This is a genomic window from Micromonospora sp. NPDC049257 (assembly GCF_040678915.1).
GTDB lineage: Bacteria > Actinomycetota > Actinomycetes > Mycobacteriales > Micromonosporaceae > Micromonospora > Micromonospora antibiotica.
The window spans coordinates 1-18,891 of sequence record NZ_JBFAQU010000022.1; the positions used below are offsets into that span (position 1 = coordinate 1).

The window sequence follows — 18,891 nt, forward strand, 5'->3', positions numbered from 1 at the left end:
CAAACCCGAAAGTCTGCCCAGCACGGGGTATAAATCATAATTGGCACTGGCTTATCAAGCACCCTGTTGAGTTCTCAAAGAACAACCACACACCATTCGGTCACCGCTTATCGCGGCGAACCGTCCGGGGCAACTCGCTTAACTTACTAGGGCTGAATTTCGCTGTCAAATTCGCTTTCGCGATCAGCCAGCTCGACTCAAACCATTTCCACGCCGACGCACGCCGTTTCCGGCGGTCGTTGCTGTCGTGGGAATCGGCAGACCGGCTGGCATCCGCTTTCGCGGCGCCCGCCCGGCTCCCTGCCGGCTTCAGCACTCTACCCGGTCAGCTTCGCGTTCGCAACCCCAACCTGCGGGGCCTCTCGCACTGCCCGATCCTCAGCATCGCTCGGCGTCTCCGCCACGATCCTGGTGCTTGCTTTCAGCCGGTTTGTCCGGCCTGCCGCGTGCAGAGAGAAAGTTACGCGGCTGTCCACCGGAAGGCAAATCAATGATCGTCACTTTTCGTGCTCGGCGGTCGTACCATCCGAGCGGCCGGCACCCGGTCGACCGGCTGACCCCCCTCCCGGCGGCAGCCGGCCCGCTGCGGGGCGGTACGACGTGCCGGGCGCGCTGGGATGCGCCGAGTTCGCTGCGGCACCGCGCACCGGAACCGACGACGGGATGGCCGATCCGTGCCAGAGTGGCTGCCATGGATGAGGCGTCCCGATCCCCCACGGTCACCCTCGCCGACGACGCGCTGCTCGGGCTCCTCCTGCCCTTCTGGCAGCTGGTGATCGCGGCGGTCGTTCTCGTCGTCGTCGTACTGTCGGTCGTTCGACTCGCCCAGCGGGGACCGTCCAGGATGGGAACGGCGTTGCTGGTGACGGCCGCCGCGATCATCGGCCTGGCCATCGCCGGGGTACTGCTGAGCTGACCCGACACGCACCCCGCCCCGGACCCGGCGGATCGTGAACCGGCAGCCGCACCGCAGCGAGGCACCGCCGGACCAACAGGGCCAGAACCGGCCGGTGCTCGGCGACCAGGTCGGTCGGCGACCGGTCCAGATGCCAGCAGGCGCAGGGCGGCGTCGCCGGGGCGTCGAGGTCGGTCAGAGACGACGGTTCGCCAGGCTGGGCAGCTCGGCCCGGATCGTGCGCAGCCGATCGAGGTCCAGGTCGACCACGGTCAGGCCCGGCCCGTCCGGCACCTGGCCGAGGACCGTGCCCCACGGGTCGATCACCATGCTGCGCCCGAAACAGGTCCGACCCGGCTCGTGGTCGCCGGTCTGCCCGGCCGCGGCCACGAAACACTGGTTCTCGATCGCCCGGGCCCGCAGCAGGACCTCCCAGTGGTCCCGCCCGGTGTGCATCATGAACGCCGCCGGAACGACCAGCAGATGCGCGCCCCCCTCGACGGCGAGCCGCCGGTAGAGCTCCGGGAAACGCAGGTCATAACAGATGGACAGGCCCACCCGCAGCCCTTCCACGTCGACCACCACCGGCTCGTGTCCCGGCGCCACCGTGGCGGATTCCCGGTAGGACACCCGGCCGGGGATCTCCACGTCGTACAGATGGATCTTTCGGTAGCTGGCGGCCAGCCTGCCGGACCGGTCGAAGACCAGCGAGGTGTTCCAGGTGTGCGCCGGGTCCGGCCCGACCTCGTGGAAGGAACCGGCGATCAGCCAGATCCCCAGCCGGCCGGCTACCTCGGCGAAGAAGGTCCCCACCGCGCCGTCGGCCCCCTCCGCCGCCGGCATCCCGTCGGACCGGCCGAGATAGTCGACGTACTCGGGAAGGACCGCCAGGTCGGCACCGGCCGCCGCGGCCCTGACCAGCAGGGCCTCGGCGGCGGCCAGGTTGGCCGCCCGGTCGTCGCGGGCGTTGAGCTGGCAGACGGCGACGCGCATGATGCCAGGGTACGGGCGGACGGCGACCCGGGACAGCGGACAGCCTGCGGCGGACAGCGGACGCGCACGGCAGACCCGGACAGCGGGCCGGCGCTGCGACCCACCACACCGGCGAAGACCGCTCCCGGTCCCCCGTGAACGCCCACAGCACGGCGGTGGGCGGACGGCACACGCCGTGGCTCCCCCCGGGCACCACGTGGGGCGTCCCCGGCCGGTGGTGACCGGCTACAGCCCGTCAGCGACGCCGCCCAGCAGTTCGGCGGCTGTTGCCCCGCCGTTGCCCGGCGGGGCAACAGCGGCGACATGCCCGTGCCGGCGACGACAGCCAGCAGGCCGGGGCGGGTGGCGAAATCCGGGGGCAGACCCGGACCGTCACGCGCAGAAGCACGGCCCGGGACAGCGGCCGTGCTTCCGACGGTGTTCGGGGAGGGGTCGGTCAGGCCGACTTCTCCTCGCGGTCGCGGCGGGCCCGGCGGCCGGTGAACTCGCGCGGGACGATGGTCGGGTTGACGTTCTCCAGAACGGCCTCGCGGGTGATCAGCACCCGGGCGGCGTCGGGGTTGCTCGGCACCTCGTACATCACGGAGAGGAGGACCTCTTCCATGATGGCGCGCAGACCCCGGGCACCGGTGCCCCGGAGCATGGCCTGGTCGGCGATCGCCTCCAACGCCGGCGGCTCGAACTCCAGCTCGACGCCGTCCAGCTCGAAGAGCCGCTGGTATTGCCGCACGAGGGCGTTACGCGGCTCGGTGAGGATGCGCACCAGGGCGGAGCGGTCCAGGCTGCGGACGTTGGTGATCACCGGCAGTCGGCCGATGAACTCGGGGATCAGCCCGAACTTGAGCATGTCCTCCGGCATCACCTGGCTGAAGATGTCGTCGGTGGAGCGCTCCGAGACCGACCGGAGCCGAGCGCCGAAGCCGGTGCCGCCGGAACCGGTGCGGGACTCGATGATCTGGTCGAGGCCGGCGAAGGCACCACCGCAGATGAACAGCACGTTGGTGGTGTCGATCTGGATGAACTCCTGGTGGGGGTGCTTGCGTCCGCCCTGCGGCGGCACGTTGGACACCGTGCCCTCAAGCATCTTGAGCAGCGCCTGCTGCACCCCTTCGCCGGAGACGTCCCGGGTGATCGACGGGTTCTCCGACTTACGGGCGATCTTGTCGACCTCGTCGATGTAGATGATGCCGGTCTCGGCGCGCTTGATGTCGTAGTCGGCGGCCTGGATCAGCTTGAGCAGGATGTTCTCCACGTCCTCGCCGACGTAGCCCGCCTCGGTCAGCGCCGTGGCGTCCGCGATCGCGAAGGGGACGTTCAGCATCCGGGCCAGGGTCTGCGCGAGGTGTGTCTTACCGCAGCCGGTGGGGCCGAGCAGCAGGATGTTGGACTTGGCCAGCTCGACCGCGTCGTTGCCGGAGCCCGGCGCGTTGGCCGCCTCGGCCTGGATGCGCTTGTAGTGGTTGTAGACCGCGACCGCGAGCGCCTTCTTGGCCTGGTCCTGGCCGACGACGTAGTTGTCGAGGAACTGGCAGATCTCCATCGGCTTGGGAAGCTCTTCCCACTTCACCTCGCCGGACTCGGCCAGCTCCTCTTCGATGATCTCGTTGCAGAGGTCGATGCACTCGTCGCAGATGTAGACACCTGGCCCCGCGATGAGCTTCTTGACCTGCTTCTGCGACTTGCCGCAGAACGAGCACTTCAGTAGGTCGCCGCCGTCACCGATCCGTGCCACCTACGTTCTCCCTGCACTCGTCGACCGGAACCCGGCCCTGAACCGCGGGCGCCGGGGCACCCGTCCGTGGTGAAATCCGTTCCGCCGGTCCGACCCGGCCACGCCGTACGGACCCGACGTTACCCGCTGGCGGTGGTTTCTCCGACCCCCAAAACGGGTGTGTCAGAGGCCGGTCGGGAACTCCTCGCCCCGACCGACCTCCGATCGGCAGTGCTCAGCGGGCCGCGTTGGAGGCCAGCAGACCCTTCTTGCGGCTGGTCAGGATCGTGTCGACCAGCCCGTACTCCTTGGACTCCTCGGCCGTCATGATCTTGTCACGGTCGATGTCCTTGCGAACCTGCTCGATCGGCCGGTTGCAGTGCCGGGAGAGCATGTCCTCCAGCTGGGTACGCATCCGCAGGATCTCCCGGGCCTGGATCTCGATGTCCGAGCCCTGCCCGTAGCCGCCCTCGGTGGCCGGCTGGTGGATGATGATCCGCGAGTTGGGCAGCGCCATCCGCTTACCGGGGGTGCCCGCCGACAACAGCACCGCCGCCGCGCTGGCCGCCTGACCCAGGCAGACCGTGGAGATGTCCGGCCGGACGTACTGCATGGTGTCGTAGATCGCCGTCATGGCGGTGAACGAACCACCGGGCGAGTTGATGTACATGATGATGTCGCGGTCCGGGTCGGTGCCCTCGAGCGTCAGCAGCTGCGCCATCACGTCGTTGGCCGACGCGTCGTCGACCTGGACGCCGAGGAAGATGATCCGGTCCTCGAAGAGCTTGTTGTACGGGTTGGACTCCTTGACCCCGTACGAGGTGCGCTCGACGAACGACGGCAGGACGTAACGGTTGTGCACGGCCGCGAACTGGGGCGGCAGGCTCAGATCGGTCATCGTCAGCTCCTCAGCTCAGGGTCCCGGCGCCATCCGGAACCTGCGTGGCCCCGATGATCACCTTGTCGATGAAGCCGTAGTCCATGGCCTCCTGGGCGGTGAACCAGCGGTCCCGGTCCGAGTCGGCCTCGATCTGCGCCTGGCTCTGGCCGGTGTGGTGCGCGACCCGCTCCTGGAACATCCGCTTGGTGTAGAGCATCTGCTCGGCCTGGATCGCGATGTCCGACGCGGTGCCGCCGAGGCCACCGGACGGCTGGTGCATCATGATCCGCGCGTGCGGCAGGGCGTACCGCTTGCCCTTGGTGCCCGCGCAGAGCAGCAGCTGACCCATCGAGGCGGCCATACCCATCGCCACGGTCGACACGTCGTTGTCGATGTACTGCATGGTGTCGTAGATCGCCATGCCGGAGTAGACCGAGCCACCCGGCGAGTTGATCCAGAGGAAGATGTCGCGGTCCGGGTCCTCCGCCGCGAGCAGCAGCAGCTGGGCGCAGATGCGGTTGGCGACCTGGTCGTTCACCTCACTGCCGAGGAAGATGATGCGCTCCTTGAGCAACCGGTTGTAGACCGAGTCGTCGAGGTTGCCAATGGTGTCGCCACCTCGGGCTTCGATCGCCCGGAGCGGCTTCGCTGGGATGTGCATGTCGGTCATGGCAGCCCTTCGCTCTCCGTACCGTCGTACCCGACATTAACCGCTCCACCGGGTGATCGACTCCCGGTCGCGGCACTGTTCGCTCTCAGCGCAGCTGGCTCGGGACGTACCCGCAGAAGTGGTTCGGCCGCCGTTCGCCGCAACGGGCGGACGGCGGCCGACCGGGTCGGATCAGTGCTCGTGGTCGTGGTCGTGCGCCTGCTCGCTCTCGGCCCGCAGCGCATCGAGGGTGACCTCGTTGCCGGCGGTGTCCTTGATCTTGATCTTCTCCATCACGGAGGCGAGCGCCTTGCCGCGCCGCACGTCACCGAAGACGGCGGCGGCAGCGCCGGAGCGGACCAGCTGGTCGTAGTACTGCTGCGGGGCCATCCCGGCGCGCTGCGCCCGGTGGACGATCTCGTGGCCGAACTCGTCGTCGGAGACCTGGGTGTCCTCGGCGTCGGCCAGGGTGTCCAGCAGCAGCTGGATCTTGACACCCTCGGTCGCCGCCTCGGCCAGCTCGGCGTCGATCTGCTCCTCGGTCTTCTCCTCGGCGGCGAGGTACTCCTCCATCGAGGCGCCGATCCGCTCCAGCTGGTCGACCATCGCCTGCTTGCGGCTCTCGACCTCCTCGCGGACGATGCCCTCCGGCGCCGGCACCTCGGCGGCGGCGACCAGCTGCTCCAGGGCCTTGTCCCGGGCGGCGTAGATCTGCTCGACCCGCTTGCCCCGGCTGACCTTCTCCCGCAGGTCGGCACGCAGCTCGTCGATGGTGTCGAACTCGCTGGCCATCTGGGCGAAGTCGTCGTCCAGCTCCGGCAGCTCCTTCTCCTTGACCGTACGGACGGTCACCGCCACCTCGGCGTCGCGGCCGGCGAAGTCGCCGCCCACCAGCTGGGTGGTGAAGGTGGTGTCGTCGCCGGCGGCGAGACCGACCAGGGCCTCGTCCAGCCCCGGCAGGAGCTGCTTGCTGCCGACCTCGTGCGAGATGTTGCTCGCCGAACCGCCGGGCACGTCCTCGCCGTCGACCGTCGCGTTCAGGTCGATCTGCACGTAGTCGCCCTCGGCGGCGGCCCGCTCGACGGTCTTGAGCGTGGCGAACCGCTCGCGCAGGTTCTTGACCTGCTCGTCGATCTCGCTCTCGTCGATCTGCAGCTCGTCGACGGTCACCTCGACGGTGGCCGGGTCCGGCAGGGTCAACTCGGGCCGCACGTCGACCTCGGCGGTGAAGTTGAGCGAATCGCCGTCGTTGAACTCGGTGATCTCCACCTCGGGACGACCGAGCGTCTTGAGGTCGTGCTCGCGGACCGCGGCGAGGATGTTCTGCGGGATGGCCTCCTGCACCGCCTCGTTGAGCACGGTGCCCCGGCCCACCCGCTGGTCGATCACGGCGGCGGGGATCTTGCCCCGACGGAAGCCGGGAACCTGGACCTGCTGGCCGATCTCCCGGTACGCCTTCTTGAGGCTCGGCTCGAGCTCGACGAACGGCACCTCGATGGCGAGCCGCACGCGCGTCGGGCTCAGAGTCTCGACGGTGCTCTTCACAGGCGTACTCCTTGACGGATCTCAGTGGTGGGTCTGGGCGTGATTGCGCGCATCGAGTGTAGGCGAGCCGGGACGCTGCTCCGGCAGCGCCCGGCATACCGCACGGAATCGGCGTCGCCCCCGGGAGGTGCCCCGGATGCGCACGCAGTCGGGGTGGCGGGATTTGAACCCACGGCCCCTCGCTCCCAAAGCGAGTGCGCTACCAAGCTGCGCCACACCCCGTGGCAAAAGAAGTGTAAGCCGTCCCGCCCCGCCGGGAATGCCGGGGCGTCCCCACCACCCCCTCCCCCACCCCACCTCCGGCGCACCCCCGAAAGGCCACCCGCCCCGGTGATCAAGAGGTTTGCGCCAAGTTGATCGCCGCAGGTGACGCAAACCTCTTGATCACCGGGGTCAAGGCGGGGAGGGAATGCCGGTGCGCGGGGGGTGGAGGGAGCGGGTAAGGTGTGGGCGCGTCCTGGTGTACGGGGCGCGATGCGGGCGTAGCTCAATGGTAGAGCTTCAGTCTTCCAAACTGACGGTGCGGGTTCGATTCCCGTCGCCCGCTCCACCCAAAGGACCAGGTGAACCGCCTGATCGCGGCACCTGGGTCGGCTACTTCTCCCTAGTAGGTGACTAGCATCGGCTCCCGGGGTCACGAGCCAGTTCGGGCGGGGTCGCCGGGATTGCGGCCGAGACCTCGGTGATCAGGTCGCGGACCTCGTCACCCCGACCGGTCACCTCACGCTACGACTCATCCGCCTGCGGCTCCGTCGTACCGCCATCAAGGTGCCGCGCCAGCGCGGCGCAGGTCCGCCACGCTCGGTGGATCCGGGTTCGACAGTCAGTCGTCCGCGCCGCCATCGTCTTCGTCGCGCAGCAGGCGATCGAGGTCTTCCGGTTTCATCCGCTTGATCTCAGCTTCGAACTTGTGGCTGTAATTGCGGTCATTGGGATCGCTGCAGTTGCTGGCCGCCACCCGGCCGTACGCCCTCATGAACGATCCGAGTTCGCGTCGAATCCGATCCTGTCGATGCCCCATCCGCCTCACGGTACGAGGCCGGGCGCGTCCCCTCACAGCGATTTACCCGCTGACGACCCGGCGCGTCATCCGAGCCGGTCGATCGCGTCCAGCTTCTCACCGACGGCGGTCCTCGCAGGTGACGCCGTCCGGCCCGCCGCACTCTCCGGCCCGCCGCACCCTCCGGTCGGCGCGGTGCGGTGCGGTGAACGTGGACACGTCGACGATGGAGTAGAACAGCGCCGTGGACCTCGAGACCCTCGGCCGTGCCCTCGACGACGTGTTCGACCACGCGCTGGTCTACCACGGGTTCACCGACTACATGCGGGACTACGAGGCCATCGTCCACGTGACCGCGGATCCCCGCACCGAGATCGCGCCGACCTACCTGCGCTACCTGTTCCGGTACTGCGTCGAGGCGCACTGCCGGACCTCGGTCCCGCCGGTCACCTGGCGGGCGTCCCTGGACGATCGCCTGATCGACCACGAGACAGGCGTCGACCTGGACGGGTACGTGTGGGGGGTGAAGTGGCACGCGCTCTATCCGGGGGCCCGGGTCCAGGCGGAGTCGGCCACCGCGCGGAGCTGGGCCGAGGCGACCGGGCTCGACTTCCACGAGGTGCTGATTGAGACCAACGCCCACGTGCTCACCCTGGTCTTCTCCGACCTGCAGGTCAGCGAGGTGCCACCGGGGTACCGCCCGTTCACGGTCGACCGGGACGGCTAGGTTGGACCGCCGTGCGGGTGCCGGTCGGCAGCGCGCCCGCCACCGTGGGCCGGCGTACCGGCGCGCAGCCGGGCCGGCCCGGGGCGGCTACGCCGGGGCGGACCCGGTTGCGACCTGGGCCTCGGCTGCCGCCAGCCAGCGCCGGTACCAGCGGGCGAAGCCGAGCGGCGTGCCGTCGTCGTCGTGCAGGGGCCGGAAACCACCACCCTCGGCGATGTCGTCCGCCCACATCCGACCCCGTGCGGGGCCGCTGACCACGAGCGCCTCCCGCAGCGCGCAGCCGAGATGGCACAGGTACAGCAGGCCCATCGAGTGCTCGGGCGTGAAGACGAGCCTCTCGTACTGCTCCTCGTAGGCGTCCTGCGCGGCGGTGAACGCCTCCTGCGAGTCGTAGTCGTCCTCGTCCGGGTGGGCGGGCAGGCCGTCGGCCGGGTTGAACGCCGCGACGTGGGCGAAGGGACGCCCGAGCGCCTCCGGGGTGGTGAGGTCGGCGCCGTCGCCCTCCCACTGCCACCGGCCGTCGAGCCGTCGCATCGGGAAGAGTCCGTAGGCCGGCCCGGCTCCACCCCGTCCCGCCTCCAGCAGGAACGACCGGTACTCGGCGGGCAGCTCGACCTGGAACTGCGCCTCGGCCTGCGCCAGCTCCTCGGTGGTCAACGGCAGTTCGAGCTGCCACCCGTGGTCGGCGGCACCGAACACCGCGCCGGCACCGGGGGCTGCGGCCAGCAGCGCGAGTCGTCCACGGACGTCTGACCAGTCGGGGCGCGTCACGCCGGGGACGATACAAGCCGACGGGGTCAGAGCCGCCGGCCGGCCGCGTCGCGGGCGACGATGCCGTCGAGACGTACGCCGGGCGTCAGATCGGCCGGGTCGAACCAGAAGATCACCAGGTCCGGGTCCGTGCTCCAGCGGACCAGCCGGGCGTCGACCTGCCGCCCGGCGGCGGTGCCGACGATCCGGGTTGCCGGCCCGACGAAGTAGCCGAAGGTGGGCACCACCGGGCGGACATCCGAGGGGGTCGCGTCGTCGTAGCCGATCTCGTGGAAGCCCGGCCTCCGGTCGCTGCCCCGCACGTCGTTGACGACGATGTCGTCGATCAGCTCGCCGGCCGAAGTGCGGCGACCGGCCATCAACCCGATCGTCACCCCGGGTGCCTCCGGCAGGTCGACCGCGACGACATAGAGCACCCGCTCGCCGGAGCCGTACCGGATGCCGGTGTCCACCACGTCGCCGACGGGCTGCCGGCGTTGCTCCCCCCGGGTCGGGCCCGGGTAGGGCGGCGACGTGACCGGGGGTCCCACGGTGGGGGCGGAGAGGGTGGGGGCAGGGAGGGTGGGGGCGGTCGCGGCGGCGGGTGGGCGGTCCGGTGCCGGCGGCCGGGTCCACCGCACGCCGAGCCCCACACCGCCGGCCACCAGCACGGTGACCAGCGCCGTCGCGCCTGCCCCGGCGAGCCGGCGGCGGCGACGCAACCGCCGGCCGTCGCGCATGATCACGGTCAGGTCGAGGTCCTCGGGGTACGGCCGTTCGGTCGCCCGCATCGCCCGGCGCAACTGCTCAGGCTCGGTCATCGGCCGGTCCCCTGGGTCGCCGGGGTCCCGGTGGCGCGCAGCTTCTGCAACGCCCGGGAACCGGTGCTCTTCACCGTGCCGAGCGATACGCCCAGTTCGCGGGCCACCTGTGCCTCCGGTAGGTCGAAGTAGTAGCGGAGCACGACGATGGCCCGCTCGCGAGGGCTGAGCGCGCCGAGGATGTCGAGCAGCCAACGGCGGGTGGCCACGTCGTCGGCGACGTCGCCGCGCCGCTGCTCGGGCAGGTCGTCGGTGGGGTACTCCCGGATCGGCCGCCGCCACCCGTCGACGAGGTGGTTGACCAGCACCGTGCGGGCGTACCCGTAGGCGTCCTCCTCGCGGATCCGGGACCAGGACGCGTACGTGCGGACCAGGGCGGTCTGCGCGGCGTCCTCGGCCTGGTGGTGGTTGCCGGTCATCAGGAACGCGGCGTGTCTGAGCCGCCCGGAGGCGGACCGGGCGAACTCGACGAACTCGGCGTCACCCCGGGCCATGCCCGCTCTTCCCATCTGCCACGCCGGACAGGACGGGCGGGGGCACCGAAAGGTTGAGTCCCGTCGGGATCAACTGTTCCGGCGGACCGCCCGTCCTTCCCGCTGCCCGACGCTGCCCGGCGGTGGGCGGAGGAGGCAGCATGGCGACGAAGGTTAGCCCCCGCACCGGCACCGGCCCACGCGGACGGTCGGTGACGGCGCTGCTGATGGCGGCCTGGCTGACCGGCTGCGGGATGCCGGCGGCAGAGCGTCCCCCGGCGGGGCCGGCGTCCCCGGCCGTCCCCGCCGGGATGTCCGACCGGCCCGGTGACTCCGGCCGGGCGGGCGGGCCGATCGGGCCGGGTGACTCCGGCCCGGCGGGTGGGACGGACAGACCTGGCGGGGCGGGCGGACCTGGCGGAGCGGCACCCGCACCGGTCAGTTATCCGGCGGACGGGACCAACCGCTGGCAGGTGGCGGCCGGTGAGCCGGCGGCCCCGGCGGGAACCGGGCGGCTGCTGCGGTACCGGGTCGCCGTGGAAGGCGACATCCGAGGGCTGCCGGTGGCGCAGTTCGCGGCCGAGGTCGGCGCGACGTTGACCGCCCCGCAGGGGTGGACCACGGGCGGGACGCTGCGGCTGTGGCGGGTCGGCCCCGGCGGCCCGGCCGACTTCACCGTCCACCTGGCCACCCCGGGCACCCGCGACGAGCTGTGCGGGGACGCGGCGGACGGCTACACCTCGTGCCGCAACGGCAACCGGGTGGTGATCAACGTGGCCCGCTGGATGAAGGGGGTGCCGGGCTACGGCGCGAGCCTGGCCGTCTACCGGCGGTACATGGTCAACCACGAGGTCGGGCACCGGCTGGGCCACGGCCACGAGCGGTGCCCGGGGCGGGGCCGACCTGCGCCGGTGATGCAGCAGCAGACGCTGGGCCTGCACGGGTGCACCGCGAACGCCACGCCGTACCGCGACGGGGTGCGCTACTCGGGGCCGGCCGGCTCCTACGCCGACGCGATCCCGCCCCGCGAACCCGGCCGTCGGGGCTGAGCGGACCCGGTGGTCCGGCCCCGGGGTCACGACGGCAGTGAGCACGGCCGACGGCGGGGCGGCACGGGCTGCGTACCATGCGGGACCGGGCATCCCCTCGCCCGGTGGAGGTAGCGACGGATGGCAGGCCAGCAGGACGGATACGCCCTCGGGATCGACCTGGGCACCTCCAACACGGTGGCCGTGTTGCGCTGGCCGGACGGGCGGACCCGACCGCTGCTCGTCGACGGTCACCCGATCCTCCCCTCCGGGGTGTACGCCGACACCGACGGCCGGCTGCACGTCGGCCGGGACGCCCAACGGCTGGCCCAGGCGGACCCGACGCGCTACGAGCCGAACCCGAAGCGTCGGGTGGACGACCCGACGGTCCTCCTCGGCGACCGGTCGTACGCCCCGGCGGAGCTGCTCGCCGCGACCCTGTGGGCGGTCGCCGAGCAGGCGGTGGCGACGGTGGGGTTCCTGCCGCCGGCGGTACTCACCTACCCCGCCGCCTGGGCGGCCCCCCGACGGCAGGTGCTGCACGACGCGCTGGCCCTGGCCGGTTGGCCGTCGGCCGCCGAGCACACCATGTCCGGTCCGGTGCCGGTCGGCACCCGGCTGCTGCGGGAACCGGTCGCGGCGGCCCGCTACTACACCGAGGTGCTGCGCCGACCGGTGCCGGTGGGCGAGGCGGTCGCCGTGTTCGACTTCGGCGGCGGCACGCTGGACGTGGCGGTGGTCCGCAACGAGGGCGCCGACCCCTGGGGCGACTCGGGTTTCACGGTGATCGCCACCGGCGGGATGGCCGACCTCGGCGGACTGGACCTGGACGCGGCCCTGCTCGGACGGCTCGGTGAGCGGCTCGGCGACGCGCAGGCGGCGCTGTGGGCCCGGCTGACCCGGCCGGAGACGACCGGGCAGTGGCGGGACCGGCAGCAGCTCTGGGACAACGTCCGGGGGGCGAAGGAGATGCTGTCCCGGGTCGCGGTGGCACCGGTCGCGGTGCCCGGCCTGGAAACCGCCGTCCCGCTCACCCGGGCGGAGCTGGAGCAACTCGCCACTCCCCTGCTGATCCGGGCGGTCGCCCGGACCCGGGAGGTGGTCGCCGAGGCGGGCCTCACCCCGGACCGGCTCGCCGGGTTGTTCCTCGTCGGCGGCTCGTCCCGGGTGCCGCTGGTGGCCCGGCTGCTGCACGGCGAGCTGGGGGTCGCGCCGACCGTGCTGGAGCAGCCCGAGCTGCCGGTGGCCGAGGGGGCGCTCACCGACCTGCCGCTGCCCCGGCCGGGCCGACGTCCCGGGCCGGCCGGCGCAGCCGGGCCCGCCCCGGCACCGCCGTCGCCCGCCCCGGTGCAGGCCCCGCCCGCCCCGCCCGCTGCGACGCACGACGCCGCGCCGTGGGCACCCGACGCCGTGTCCGCCCCGGTCGGGTCGGATGACGGCCAACCTGCCGGCACGGCCGCCAACCTGCCGGCAGGCGTAGCGGCGGCCGGCGGCACGAGCCACACCCTCCTGCCAGGGCCAGGCCCCACCCTGCCGGCGGGACCCGGCGCGACGCTGGTGGCCGGGGCGGGTACCCCGCTCGGTGGGACACCAGTGGCCGGATCAGGCGGAACGCCGGTGCCGACCCTGGGCGGGATGCCGCCGCACGGGACCGTACCGGGCAGCGCGCCCGCCCAGGCCGGGTATCCGGCGGGCTGGCCGGGCGTACCACCGGGGGCGGTGCCACCACCGGGGACCGGTGCCGGCCCCCCGACGCCGGTGCGGCGCGGGCGTCGCCGGCTGTGGATCGGGCTCGGTGCGGGCCTGGCGCTGCTCGGCGTGCTCGGCGCGGCGGCGCTCTGGTTCACCCGGGACCGCTATCCGGCGCTGGAGTTCCACACCCTCACCCAGGTGGCCCGGCCCGCTGCCGACGGGGACCGGCCGACGGCGATGTTCACCACCGTCCTCGACGACCGCGCCTACCTGGCCTACCAGCTGTCCGACGACCGGCTGACGGTGGTGGCGGTCGACGCCGGCACCGGCAAGCAGGCGTGGCGGAGCACGATCTCGGCGGGCAGCCAGCGGTGGGCCGGTCTGCGGGCGGTGCCGGGCGCGGTGCTGGCCGTCGCCGACGCGGCCGGCGACAGCACCCCCCGCGACGTGGTGGTGCTCGACGCCGGCGACGGCGGGGAACGGTGGCGGCTGCCCGTACACGGGGACGACGCGGTGCACGTCACCCGGGAGACCCTGGTGTGGGTGGACCGCGCCGGCAGCCGCCTGGTCGGGCTGCGGCTGCGCGACGGACGGCAGGGCTGGGCACAGGACAACCCGCGCAGCGAGTACGGCGACACCCGCAGCACGGTGCTGCCGGTCGGCACCGAGCAGGCCGAGGTCGGCCCCGCCGGGTTCGACGGCGTCTCCCGCGCCCCCTGGCTCGGTGACACCGACCGGCTGGTGCAGGTGGGTGCCGACCGCTCGGTCCGGGTGCTCGACATGGACAGTGGCGAGGTGCTGCGTCGCCGCGACGGGGTGGCCGACGTCAGCGACCGGATGGTCGCGTACGGCGACCGGTTCTACGTCGTGGAGGAGGACCAGGGATACAAGCTGCTCGGCTACGATCTGGGCAGCTTCGCCGAGCCGACGGTGCTCTACAGCGCGGGTCAGCAGCGGCGGGTCACCGGGCTGGTGGCCTGCGGCGAGCACCGGGCCTGCCTGTTGGAGGTGCCCGAGGGTGACGCCGAGCGGACCGAGGTGGTCGCCGCCACCGAGGGCAAGGGCAGCCGGCGCTGGGCGACGCCGGGCGGCGCGGACCTGGTGCCGGTGGGTGGGCACCTGCTCGTCCGGCGGCAGTCGCCGAAGACCACGGTGAGCCTGTACGACCCGGCCGGGAAGGCGGTGCTGACCGACCGCCAGGGCACGGCGGCCCGGGTCGACGCCGGCAACCTGCTGCTCTTCGCCGAGACGCCGAGCAGTGTCGAGGACGACCGCAGCCTCGCCGGGGTGTCCAAGGCCGGCGACCTGACCGAGATGGGGCAGCTTCAGGGCGTCCGCAGCGAGTCGTGTGCGTGGAACACCTCGGTGATCGTCTGCGGGGCGGAACGGGACTTCGTGCTGTACCGGTTCGCCGGGGACGGCTGAGCCGGCCACACCCCGGCACGGGGACGGCTGAGCCGGCAGCGCCGGGACGGCCGAGCCGGCAGCGCCCCCGCACGTGGGCCCCCGACGGGTCGGACGTGACCGCGCCACCGACGGCCCGGCAGGGCGGTCGGTGGCGCGGTGGTGCGTGGTGCGGGTGGTCCCGGTTGCGGGCCGGCGGGTCAGCCGCCGAGGCTGGCGGCTGCCGAGGCGATCGACGCGGCGAACGTGCTCACCTGGGTGTAGACGCCGGGGGCGTTGGGCCGGGCGCAGCCGTCGCCCCAGCTGACGATGCCCACCTGGATCCAGGCGTTCGCGGCGTCGCGGCGGAACATCGGGCCACCGGAGTCGCCCTGGCAGGTGTCGGTGCCGCCACTGGCGTAGCCGGCGCAGATCTCCTCGGCGGCGACCAGCTCACCGGGGTAGGAGGCGGAGCAGCTGGCGTCGCTGACGAAGGGCACCGTCGCCTTGAGCAGGTAACGCTGCTGCGCACCGCCCTCGCGGGCCGCACCCCAACCGGCGATGGTGAAGGTGCCGCTGTCGTACGCGGTGGTGGTGGCGATCGGCAGGGTGGCCTGTGAGGTGACCGGGGTGGCGAGCCGGATGAGCGCCCAGTCCTTACCGGTGCCGTTGTAGCCGGGGGCCCGGTATACGTAGTTCGACTTGACCTGGATCCGGCTGCTCGACTGGAGGTCGACCGCGCCGAGGGTCGCGGTGATGCTGGTGTTCGTTCCGGTGCGGTTCACGCAGTGGGCGGCGGTGAGCACCAGCCGGGGGCTGTAGAGCGCCCCGCCGCAGCCCATGGAGAGCCGGACCATGAACGGGAACTCGCCCTGCGCCGCCCGGGTGCCGCCGACGACGGACGGGGCCGCGTCGGGGGTCGGCGCGGCGGTGGCCGGGGCGGTCAGGACGAGCGATCCGGCGGTGACCGCCACCAGTGTGGCGGCCATCCGGCCGATGAGACTGCGCCAACGGTTCACTGGGCCTCCAACCCTCGGCGGCGCGCTTGGTGGGGCGCCGGTTCGATGGCGGGAGCCTAGGGCGATAAATTGACACAGCTCAACATCTCGATGAGGTCATACGATCGTGGTCCCGCCGCCGGGGGTCACCCGGCCGGACGGGGATGAAGCCGTCGCGGCGGGGTAAGACAGCCCCCGGCCTGGAGGAGTGTCGACCGGTGTCGCGGGGCGTCCCCGCGACCGGACGCGGGCGGACCGGGTCACACCCGGCCCGCCCGCGGTGCCGTCCGGGGCCGGCCCGGGTGGAAGGCGGTGCCGTCCGGCCCGGGTGGGTGGCGGTGCCGTCCGGCCCGGCCAGGCGGCCGACTCAGTTGCCGGTGAGGAAGTTCCAGGCGTCCATCACCCACTGGGTCTGCTGGAGGTAGGCGATGCCGACCCCGGCCAGGAACACCGCGGTCACCAGGTGCGCGCCGCGCGCGCTGCGGCGTACCCGGCCCAGTTGGCGTTCCAGGACCACCCGGCCGAGCAGCCGGGAGAGCGCGAACAGGCCGGCCGCCACCAGCAGGCTGAGCAGGAAGGTGAGCAGCGGGGTGCCCAGTTCGCCCCGGCCGGAGATGGCCCAGATCCCCCAGCAGACGAACGCGAACAACGCGCCGGCCGCGCTCCACTCGCCGCCCCGGCGCAACTGCTCCACGTGCCAGCTCATCGGCCGGCGCGGCGTCGCCGGCTCGGACCAGCCGGACGTGTCGTGCTCGACCACCGGGAACGGCTCGGTACGCGGAGCCCGGGACTGCCCCACCGAGGCGACGCCCCGACGGAACGGCTCCCGCTGCGGCGGGACCCCGACACCGGGCTGGGGTGGCACCTCGACGGTCCGCTCCGCCCACGGCTGTGTCTGGTCTGCCATCTCGTTTCCTCCCCATGACCGGTGCCGGCCGTCGACCGGTCCACCACCTCCGAGGGTAGCGAGCGGACAAACTGCCTCGACCGGCCCGGCCCGGGGGCCTGTCGGACGGTACGGTCGGGAGATGGCGGATGCGGAGCGGCGGCGACGCCGGTTACGGCACCAGCCGGAGGCGACGGACGGTGGCGGTGAGCTTCCGACGGCGGCGACGGCGCCGGTGCACGACGGGACACCGGCCCCCCGGCCCCGGCGCGGTGGCCCGGGGGCGGAGGACAGCGAGCGAGGGCTGCGCGGGCTGGTCGGTTCCGGCTCGTCCCAGGTCGGGGTGGGTTCCGCGCTGCGGGCCCGGGACGCCGCCCGCCCCACCGAGCAGGATCTGGCCGAGGCCGAGGAACGACTGGTGATCATCCGACGGAACTGGGTGCCCCGGGAGGAGTTGCCCCGCTCGGGCCGGTGACCGGGCCGGCCGGTGACCGGGCCGGCGGCGGCCGGCCCGGTCGAGAGGTCAGGACGAGGCGGGGGTCAGGGCAGCTCGGCGGGGGCGGGCAGCTCGGGCAGCTCGTGGGTGCGCTCGTACTCGGCCACCTGGGCGATCCGCCGGGCGTGCCGCTCGTTGCCCGAGAACGGGGTGGTGAGGAACGCCTCGACGATGGCGGCGGCCTCGTCCAGGGTGTGCTGGCGGGCGCCGACGGCCACCACGTTGGCGTCGTTGTGCTGCCGGCCGAGCTGGGCGGTCTCGACGCTCCAGGCCAGCGCCGCCCGGATGCCGGCGACCTTGTTGGCGGCGATCTGCTCGCCGTTGCCGGAGCCGCCGATGACCACACCCAGGCTGCCCGGGTCGGCCACCACCCGGTCGCCGGTGTGCAGGCAGAAGGTCGGGTAGTCGTCGTCGGGGTCGAAGGCGTGCGGGCCGACGTCGACCAGCTCGTAGCCCTGCTTGGCCAGATGATTGGCCAGGTGCACCTTCAACTCGAAACCGGCGTGATCGGATCCCAGGTAGACGCGCATACCGGGCAGTCTGTCAGGGCCGCGCCCCGGCCCGCCGTGGGGGCGGCGTGCCGGGGCGAATTCGTCACAACCGGGAGCGGGGGTACGCCGGGACGGCGACCACCGCCGGGGCCGCGATCAGCAGCGGGCCGGGATCAGCGGGGCAGCTCGGCGACGACCAGGCCGCCGCGTGCCTTCGGGGTGAACCAGGTGCTCTTGCGGGGCATCTTCTCCCGGGCCAGGTTCACCGCGACGAAGTCGTCCACGGTCACCGGGGCGATCAGGACGGCGAGCTCCGCCCGGCCGGCGTCGACCTCGCCGGTGAGCCAGCTCGCCGGGTAGTCGCCGCCGACGTAGGTGATCCGCTTGTCGCCCGGGTCGAGGCCGAGGGCGTCGCGCAGCAGCAGCCGCTCCACCAGGGCGTGGTCGAGGTTCTCCAGCCGGGCGGCGTCCGCGTCGTGCGGCAGGGTCACCGCGTACCCCTGGCCGGCGAGGCGGAGGTGCACGGTGCCGCCGGCCGCCGGGACCTCGACCGGGCCGTCGACCGGGGCGAGCTGCGCCCCGGCGGCGCGCAGCCGGTCGAGCAGCTCGTCGGGGGTGCAGGGCAGCTCGCTGACCAGCCGGTTGTAGGGCTGGATGGCGACCGACGCCGGGGTGGTGACCACCGCGAGGAAGCGCGCGAAGCCGCCGGTCTGCGCGGCCAGGCTGCGGTGGTTGCCGTCGGCGACCACCAGCTCGCCGCCGCCGGCCAGCGCGGTCAGCGCGTCCTGCTCCGGGCCGGGGCCGACCAGCCAGATGGCGTGCGTGCGGCCGGCCTGGTCGGTGTCGGTGGCGGCCGGCACCCCGGCCTGGTCGGTGGCCGCCGCGAGCGCGGCGTGCAGCTCGTCACCGCGCCCGGTCTGGAGAAGGAGTACGGGGGACAGCAGGTGCCCCAGCGCCTCGGCCAGGGCGACCCGCTCCCGCACCTTGGCGATGAACACGTCCTCGTTGCGGATCACCAGGCCGGGCTCGTCGGCGCTGGTGGAGATCTGGTCGGTGTCGACCATGGCGAACAGCCCGTACGCCGACTCCTCCCCCGGCGCGCTGATCCGGTAGAGGACCACCACCTGCTCGGCCGGGGTGTAGCTGCCGTCGTCCTTGGCCTCGGTGAGCCGGGACACCGCGTCGCCGAGCGCGTCGAGGAAGGACTTCCCCAGGCTTTCCGGCGCCCGGTGGGGCATCTCGATGCCGAGGGCACTGTGCGGGTTCGCCTCGATGATCGCGGTGATCTCCGCGTCGTCGGCGAACTCGTCGTAGTTCTGCGCGCCGGTGCCGCCAGTGGTGATCCAGGCCCGGGCGATCGGATGTACGACCGTCATGGGGGTTGACGCTACCGGCGACGACGGCCCAGGCGACGCCGACCCCGCGCCGGGTCCACCAGATGAACCGTCCCCCGGTCGGGGCCCGGCCCGACCG

General features: G+C 72.6%; 18 protein-coding genes and 2 tRNA genes. 6 read left to right on the top strand and 14 right to left on the bottom strand.

Going from position 1 to position 18,891, the window contains the following annotated elements:
- Positions 1-691: 691 nt before the first annotated feature.
- A complete protein-coding gene (locus AB0K25_RS24870; protein WP_208570477.1) occupies positions 692-916 on the top strand; it encodes a hypothetical protein in 225 nt (74 codons plus the stop codon).
- A gap of 174 nt (positions 917-1,090) precedes the next feature.
- On the opposite strand, the gene AB0K25_RS24875 is transcribed toward AB0K25_RS24870, so the two are convergent.
- The 6 genes from AB0K25_RS24875 to AB0K25_RS24900 all read right to left on the bottom strand — a co-directional run bounded on the left by AB0K25_RS24875 (position 1,091) and on the right by AB0K25_RS24900 (position 6,895).
- Positions 1,091-1,888 carry a carbon-nitrogen hydrolase family protein gene (locus AB0K25_RS24875; protein ID WP_363823013.1) on the bottom strand — a complete coding sequence of 266 codons (798 nt, stop codon included), beginning with the start codon at positions 1,886-1,888 and terminating at the stop codon, positions 1,091-1,093.
- Positions 1,889-2,324: 436 nt separating this feature from the next.
- A complete protein-coding gene (clpX, locus tag AB0K25_RS24880; protein WP_067310644.1) occupies positions 2,325-3,620 on the bottom strand; it encodes an ATP-dependent Clp protease ATP-binding subunit ClpX in 1,296 nt (431 codons plus the stop codon).
- A 214-nt stretch (positions 3,621-3,834) separates the two neighbouring features.
- Positions 3,835-4,497, bottom strand: a complete 663-nt coding sequence (locus AB0K25_RS24885) for an ATP-dependent Clp protease proteolytic subunit (protein ID WP_091250718.1) — start codon at positions 4,495-4,497, stop codon at positions 3,835-3,837.
- 10 nt (positions 4,498-4,507) lie between these two features.
- The gene (locus AB0K25_RS24890; protein ID WP_067310650.1) at positions 4,508-5,149 is read right to left on the bottom strand and encodes an ATP-dependent Clp protease proteolytic subunit; all 642 of its coding nucleotides are present in this window, start codon (positions 5,147-5,149) and stop codon (positions 4,508-4,510) included.
- Between the two features lie 171 nt (positions 5,150-5,320).
- Positions 5,321-6,673, bottom strand: coding sequence for a trigger factor (gene tig, locus AB0K25_RS24895; protein ID WP_208570475.1), 1,353 nt, complete (start codon positions 6,671-6,673; stop codon positions 5,321-5,323).
- A gap of 148 nt (positions 6,674-6,821) precedes the next feature.
- A tRNA-Pro gene (locus AB0K25_RS24900) sits at positions 6,822-6,895 on the bottom strand.
- A gap of 254 nt (positions 6,896-7,149) precedes the next feature.
- Here AB0K25_RS24900 and AB0K25_RS24905 point away from each other — a divergent pair.
- Positions 7,150-7,223: transfer RNA gene (locus tag AB0K25_RS24905), tRNA-Gly, on the top strand.
- Between the two features lie 273 nt (positions 7,224-7,496).
- Here the strand turns inward: AB0K25_RS24905 and AB0K25_RS24910 are convergent.
- Positions 7,497-7,694 carry a hypothetical protein gene (locus AB0K25_RS24910; RefSeq protein ID WP_219464330.1) on the bottom strand — a complete coding sequence of 66 codons (198 nt, stop codon included), beginning with the start codon at positions 7,692-7,694 and terminating at the stop codon, positions 7,497-7,499.
- 223 nt (positions 7,695-7,917) lie between these two features.
- On the opposite strand from AB0K25_RS24910, the gene AB0K25_RS24915 reads away from it, so the two are divergent.
- Positions 7,918-8,400: a hypothetical protein gene (locus tag AB0K25_RS24915; RefSeq protein WP_219464332.1), complete on the top strand. Its 483-nt coding sequence runs from the start codon at positions 7,918-7,920 to the stop codon at positions 8,398-8,400.
- Between the two features lie 87 nt (positions 8,401-8,487).
- Here AB0K25_RS24915 and AB0K25_RS24920 read toward each other — a convergent pair whose 3' ends face one another.
- Genes AB0K25_RS24920 through AB0K25_RS24930 form a run of 3 tightly spaced genes read right to left on the bottom strand, consistent with a single transcriptional unit; the run spans position 8,488 to position 10,465 of the window.
- Positions 8,488-9,171, bottom strand: a complete 684-nt coding sequence (locus tag AB0K25_RS24920) for an SMI1/KNR4 family protein (RefSeq protein WP_219464333.1) — start codon at positions 9,169-9,171, stop codon at positions 8,488-8,490.
- A 26-nt stretch (positions 9,172-9,197) separates the two neighbouring features.
- Positions 9,198-9,971 (bottom strand): hypothetical protein, encoded by a 774-nt coding sequence (locus AB0K25_RS24925; RefSeq protein WP_357534895.1) that lies wholly within the window; start codon positions 9,969-9,971, stop codon positions 9,198-9,200.
- Positions 9,968-10,465 (bottom strand): SigE family RNA polymerase sigma factor, encoded by a 498-nt coding sequence (locus AB0K25_RS24930; RefSeq protein WP_219464336.1) that lies wholly within the window; start codon positions 10,463-10,465, stop codon positions 9,968-9,970. Before AB0K25_RS24930 ends, AB0K25_RS24925 begins: the two co-directional genes overlap by 4 nt.
- A 140-nt stretch (positions 10,466-10,605) precedes the next feature.
- Here AB0K25_RS24930 and AB0K25_RS24935 point away from each other — a divergent pair, with 140 nt between their 5' ends.
- Both AB0K25_RS24935 and AB0K25_RS24940 read left to right on the top strand, forming a co-directional pair.
- The gene (locus tag AB0K25_RS24935) at positions 10,606-11,493 is read left to right on the top strand and encodes a DUF3152 domain-containing protein (RefSeq protein ID WP_255597704.1); all 888 of its coding nucleotides are present in this window, start codon (positions 10,606-10,608) and stop codon (positions 11,491-11,493) included.
- Between the two features lie 120 nt (positions 11,494-11,613).
- Positions 11,614-14,589, top strand: a complete 2,976-nt coding sequence (locus AB0K25_RS24940; RefSeq protein WP_363823018.1) for an Hsp70 family protein — start codon at positions 11,614-11,616, stop codon at positions 14,587-14,589.
- Positions 14,590-14,768: 179 nt separating this feature from the next.
- Here the strand turns inward: AB0K25_RS24940 and AB0K25_RS24945 are convergent, their stop codons facing one another.
- Both AB0K25_RS24945 and AB0K25_RS24950 read right to left on the bottom strand, forming a co-directional pair.
- Positions 14,769-15,566: a serine protease gene (locus AB0K25_RS24945; RefSeq protein ID WP_219464337.1), complete on the bottom strand. Its 798-nt coding sequence runs from the start codon at positions 15,564-15,566 to the stop codon at positions 14,769-14,771.
- Between the two features lie 346 nt (positions 15,567-15,912).
- The gene (locus tag AB0K25_RS24950) at positions 15,913-16,452 is read right to left on the bottom strand and encodes a hypothetical protein (RefSeq protein ID WP_219464338.1); all 540 of its coding nucleotides are present in this window, start codon (positions 16,450-16,452) and stop codon (positions 15,913-15,915) included.
- A gap of 121 nt (positions 16,453-16,573) precedes the next feature.
- Here AB0K25_RS24950 and AB0K25_RS24955 point away from each other — a divergent pair, with 121 nt between their 5' ends.
- The gene (locus tag AB0K25_RS24955) at positions 16,574-16,906 is read left to right on the top strand and encodes a hypothetical protein (protein WP_208570465.1); all 333 of its coding nucleotides are present in this window, start codon (positions 16,574-16,576) and stop codon (positions 16,904-16,906) included.
- 65 nt (positions 16,907-16,971) lie between these two features.
- Here AB0K25_RS24955 and AB0K25_RS24960 read toward each other — a convergent pair whose 3' ends face one another.
- The gene (locus tag AB0K25_RS24960) at positions 16,972-17,457 is read right to left on the bottom strand and encodes a ribose-5-phosphate isomerase (protein WP_208570464.1); all 486 of its coding nucleotides are present in this window, start codon (positions 17,455-17,457) and stop codon (positions 16,972-16,974) included.
- A gap of 134 nt (positions 17,458-17,591) precedes the next feature.
- Positions 17,592-18,794, bottom strand: a complete 1,203-nt coding sequence (locus AB0K25_RS24965; RefSeq protein ID WP_363823021.1) for a DUF1015 family protein — start codon at positions 18,792-18,794, stop codon at positions 17,592-17,594.
- Positions 18,795-18,891: the final 97 nt, after the last annotated feature.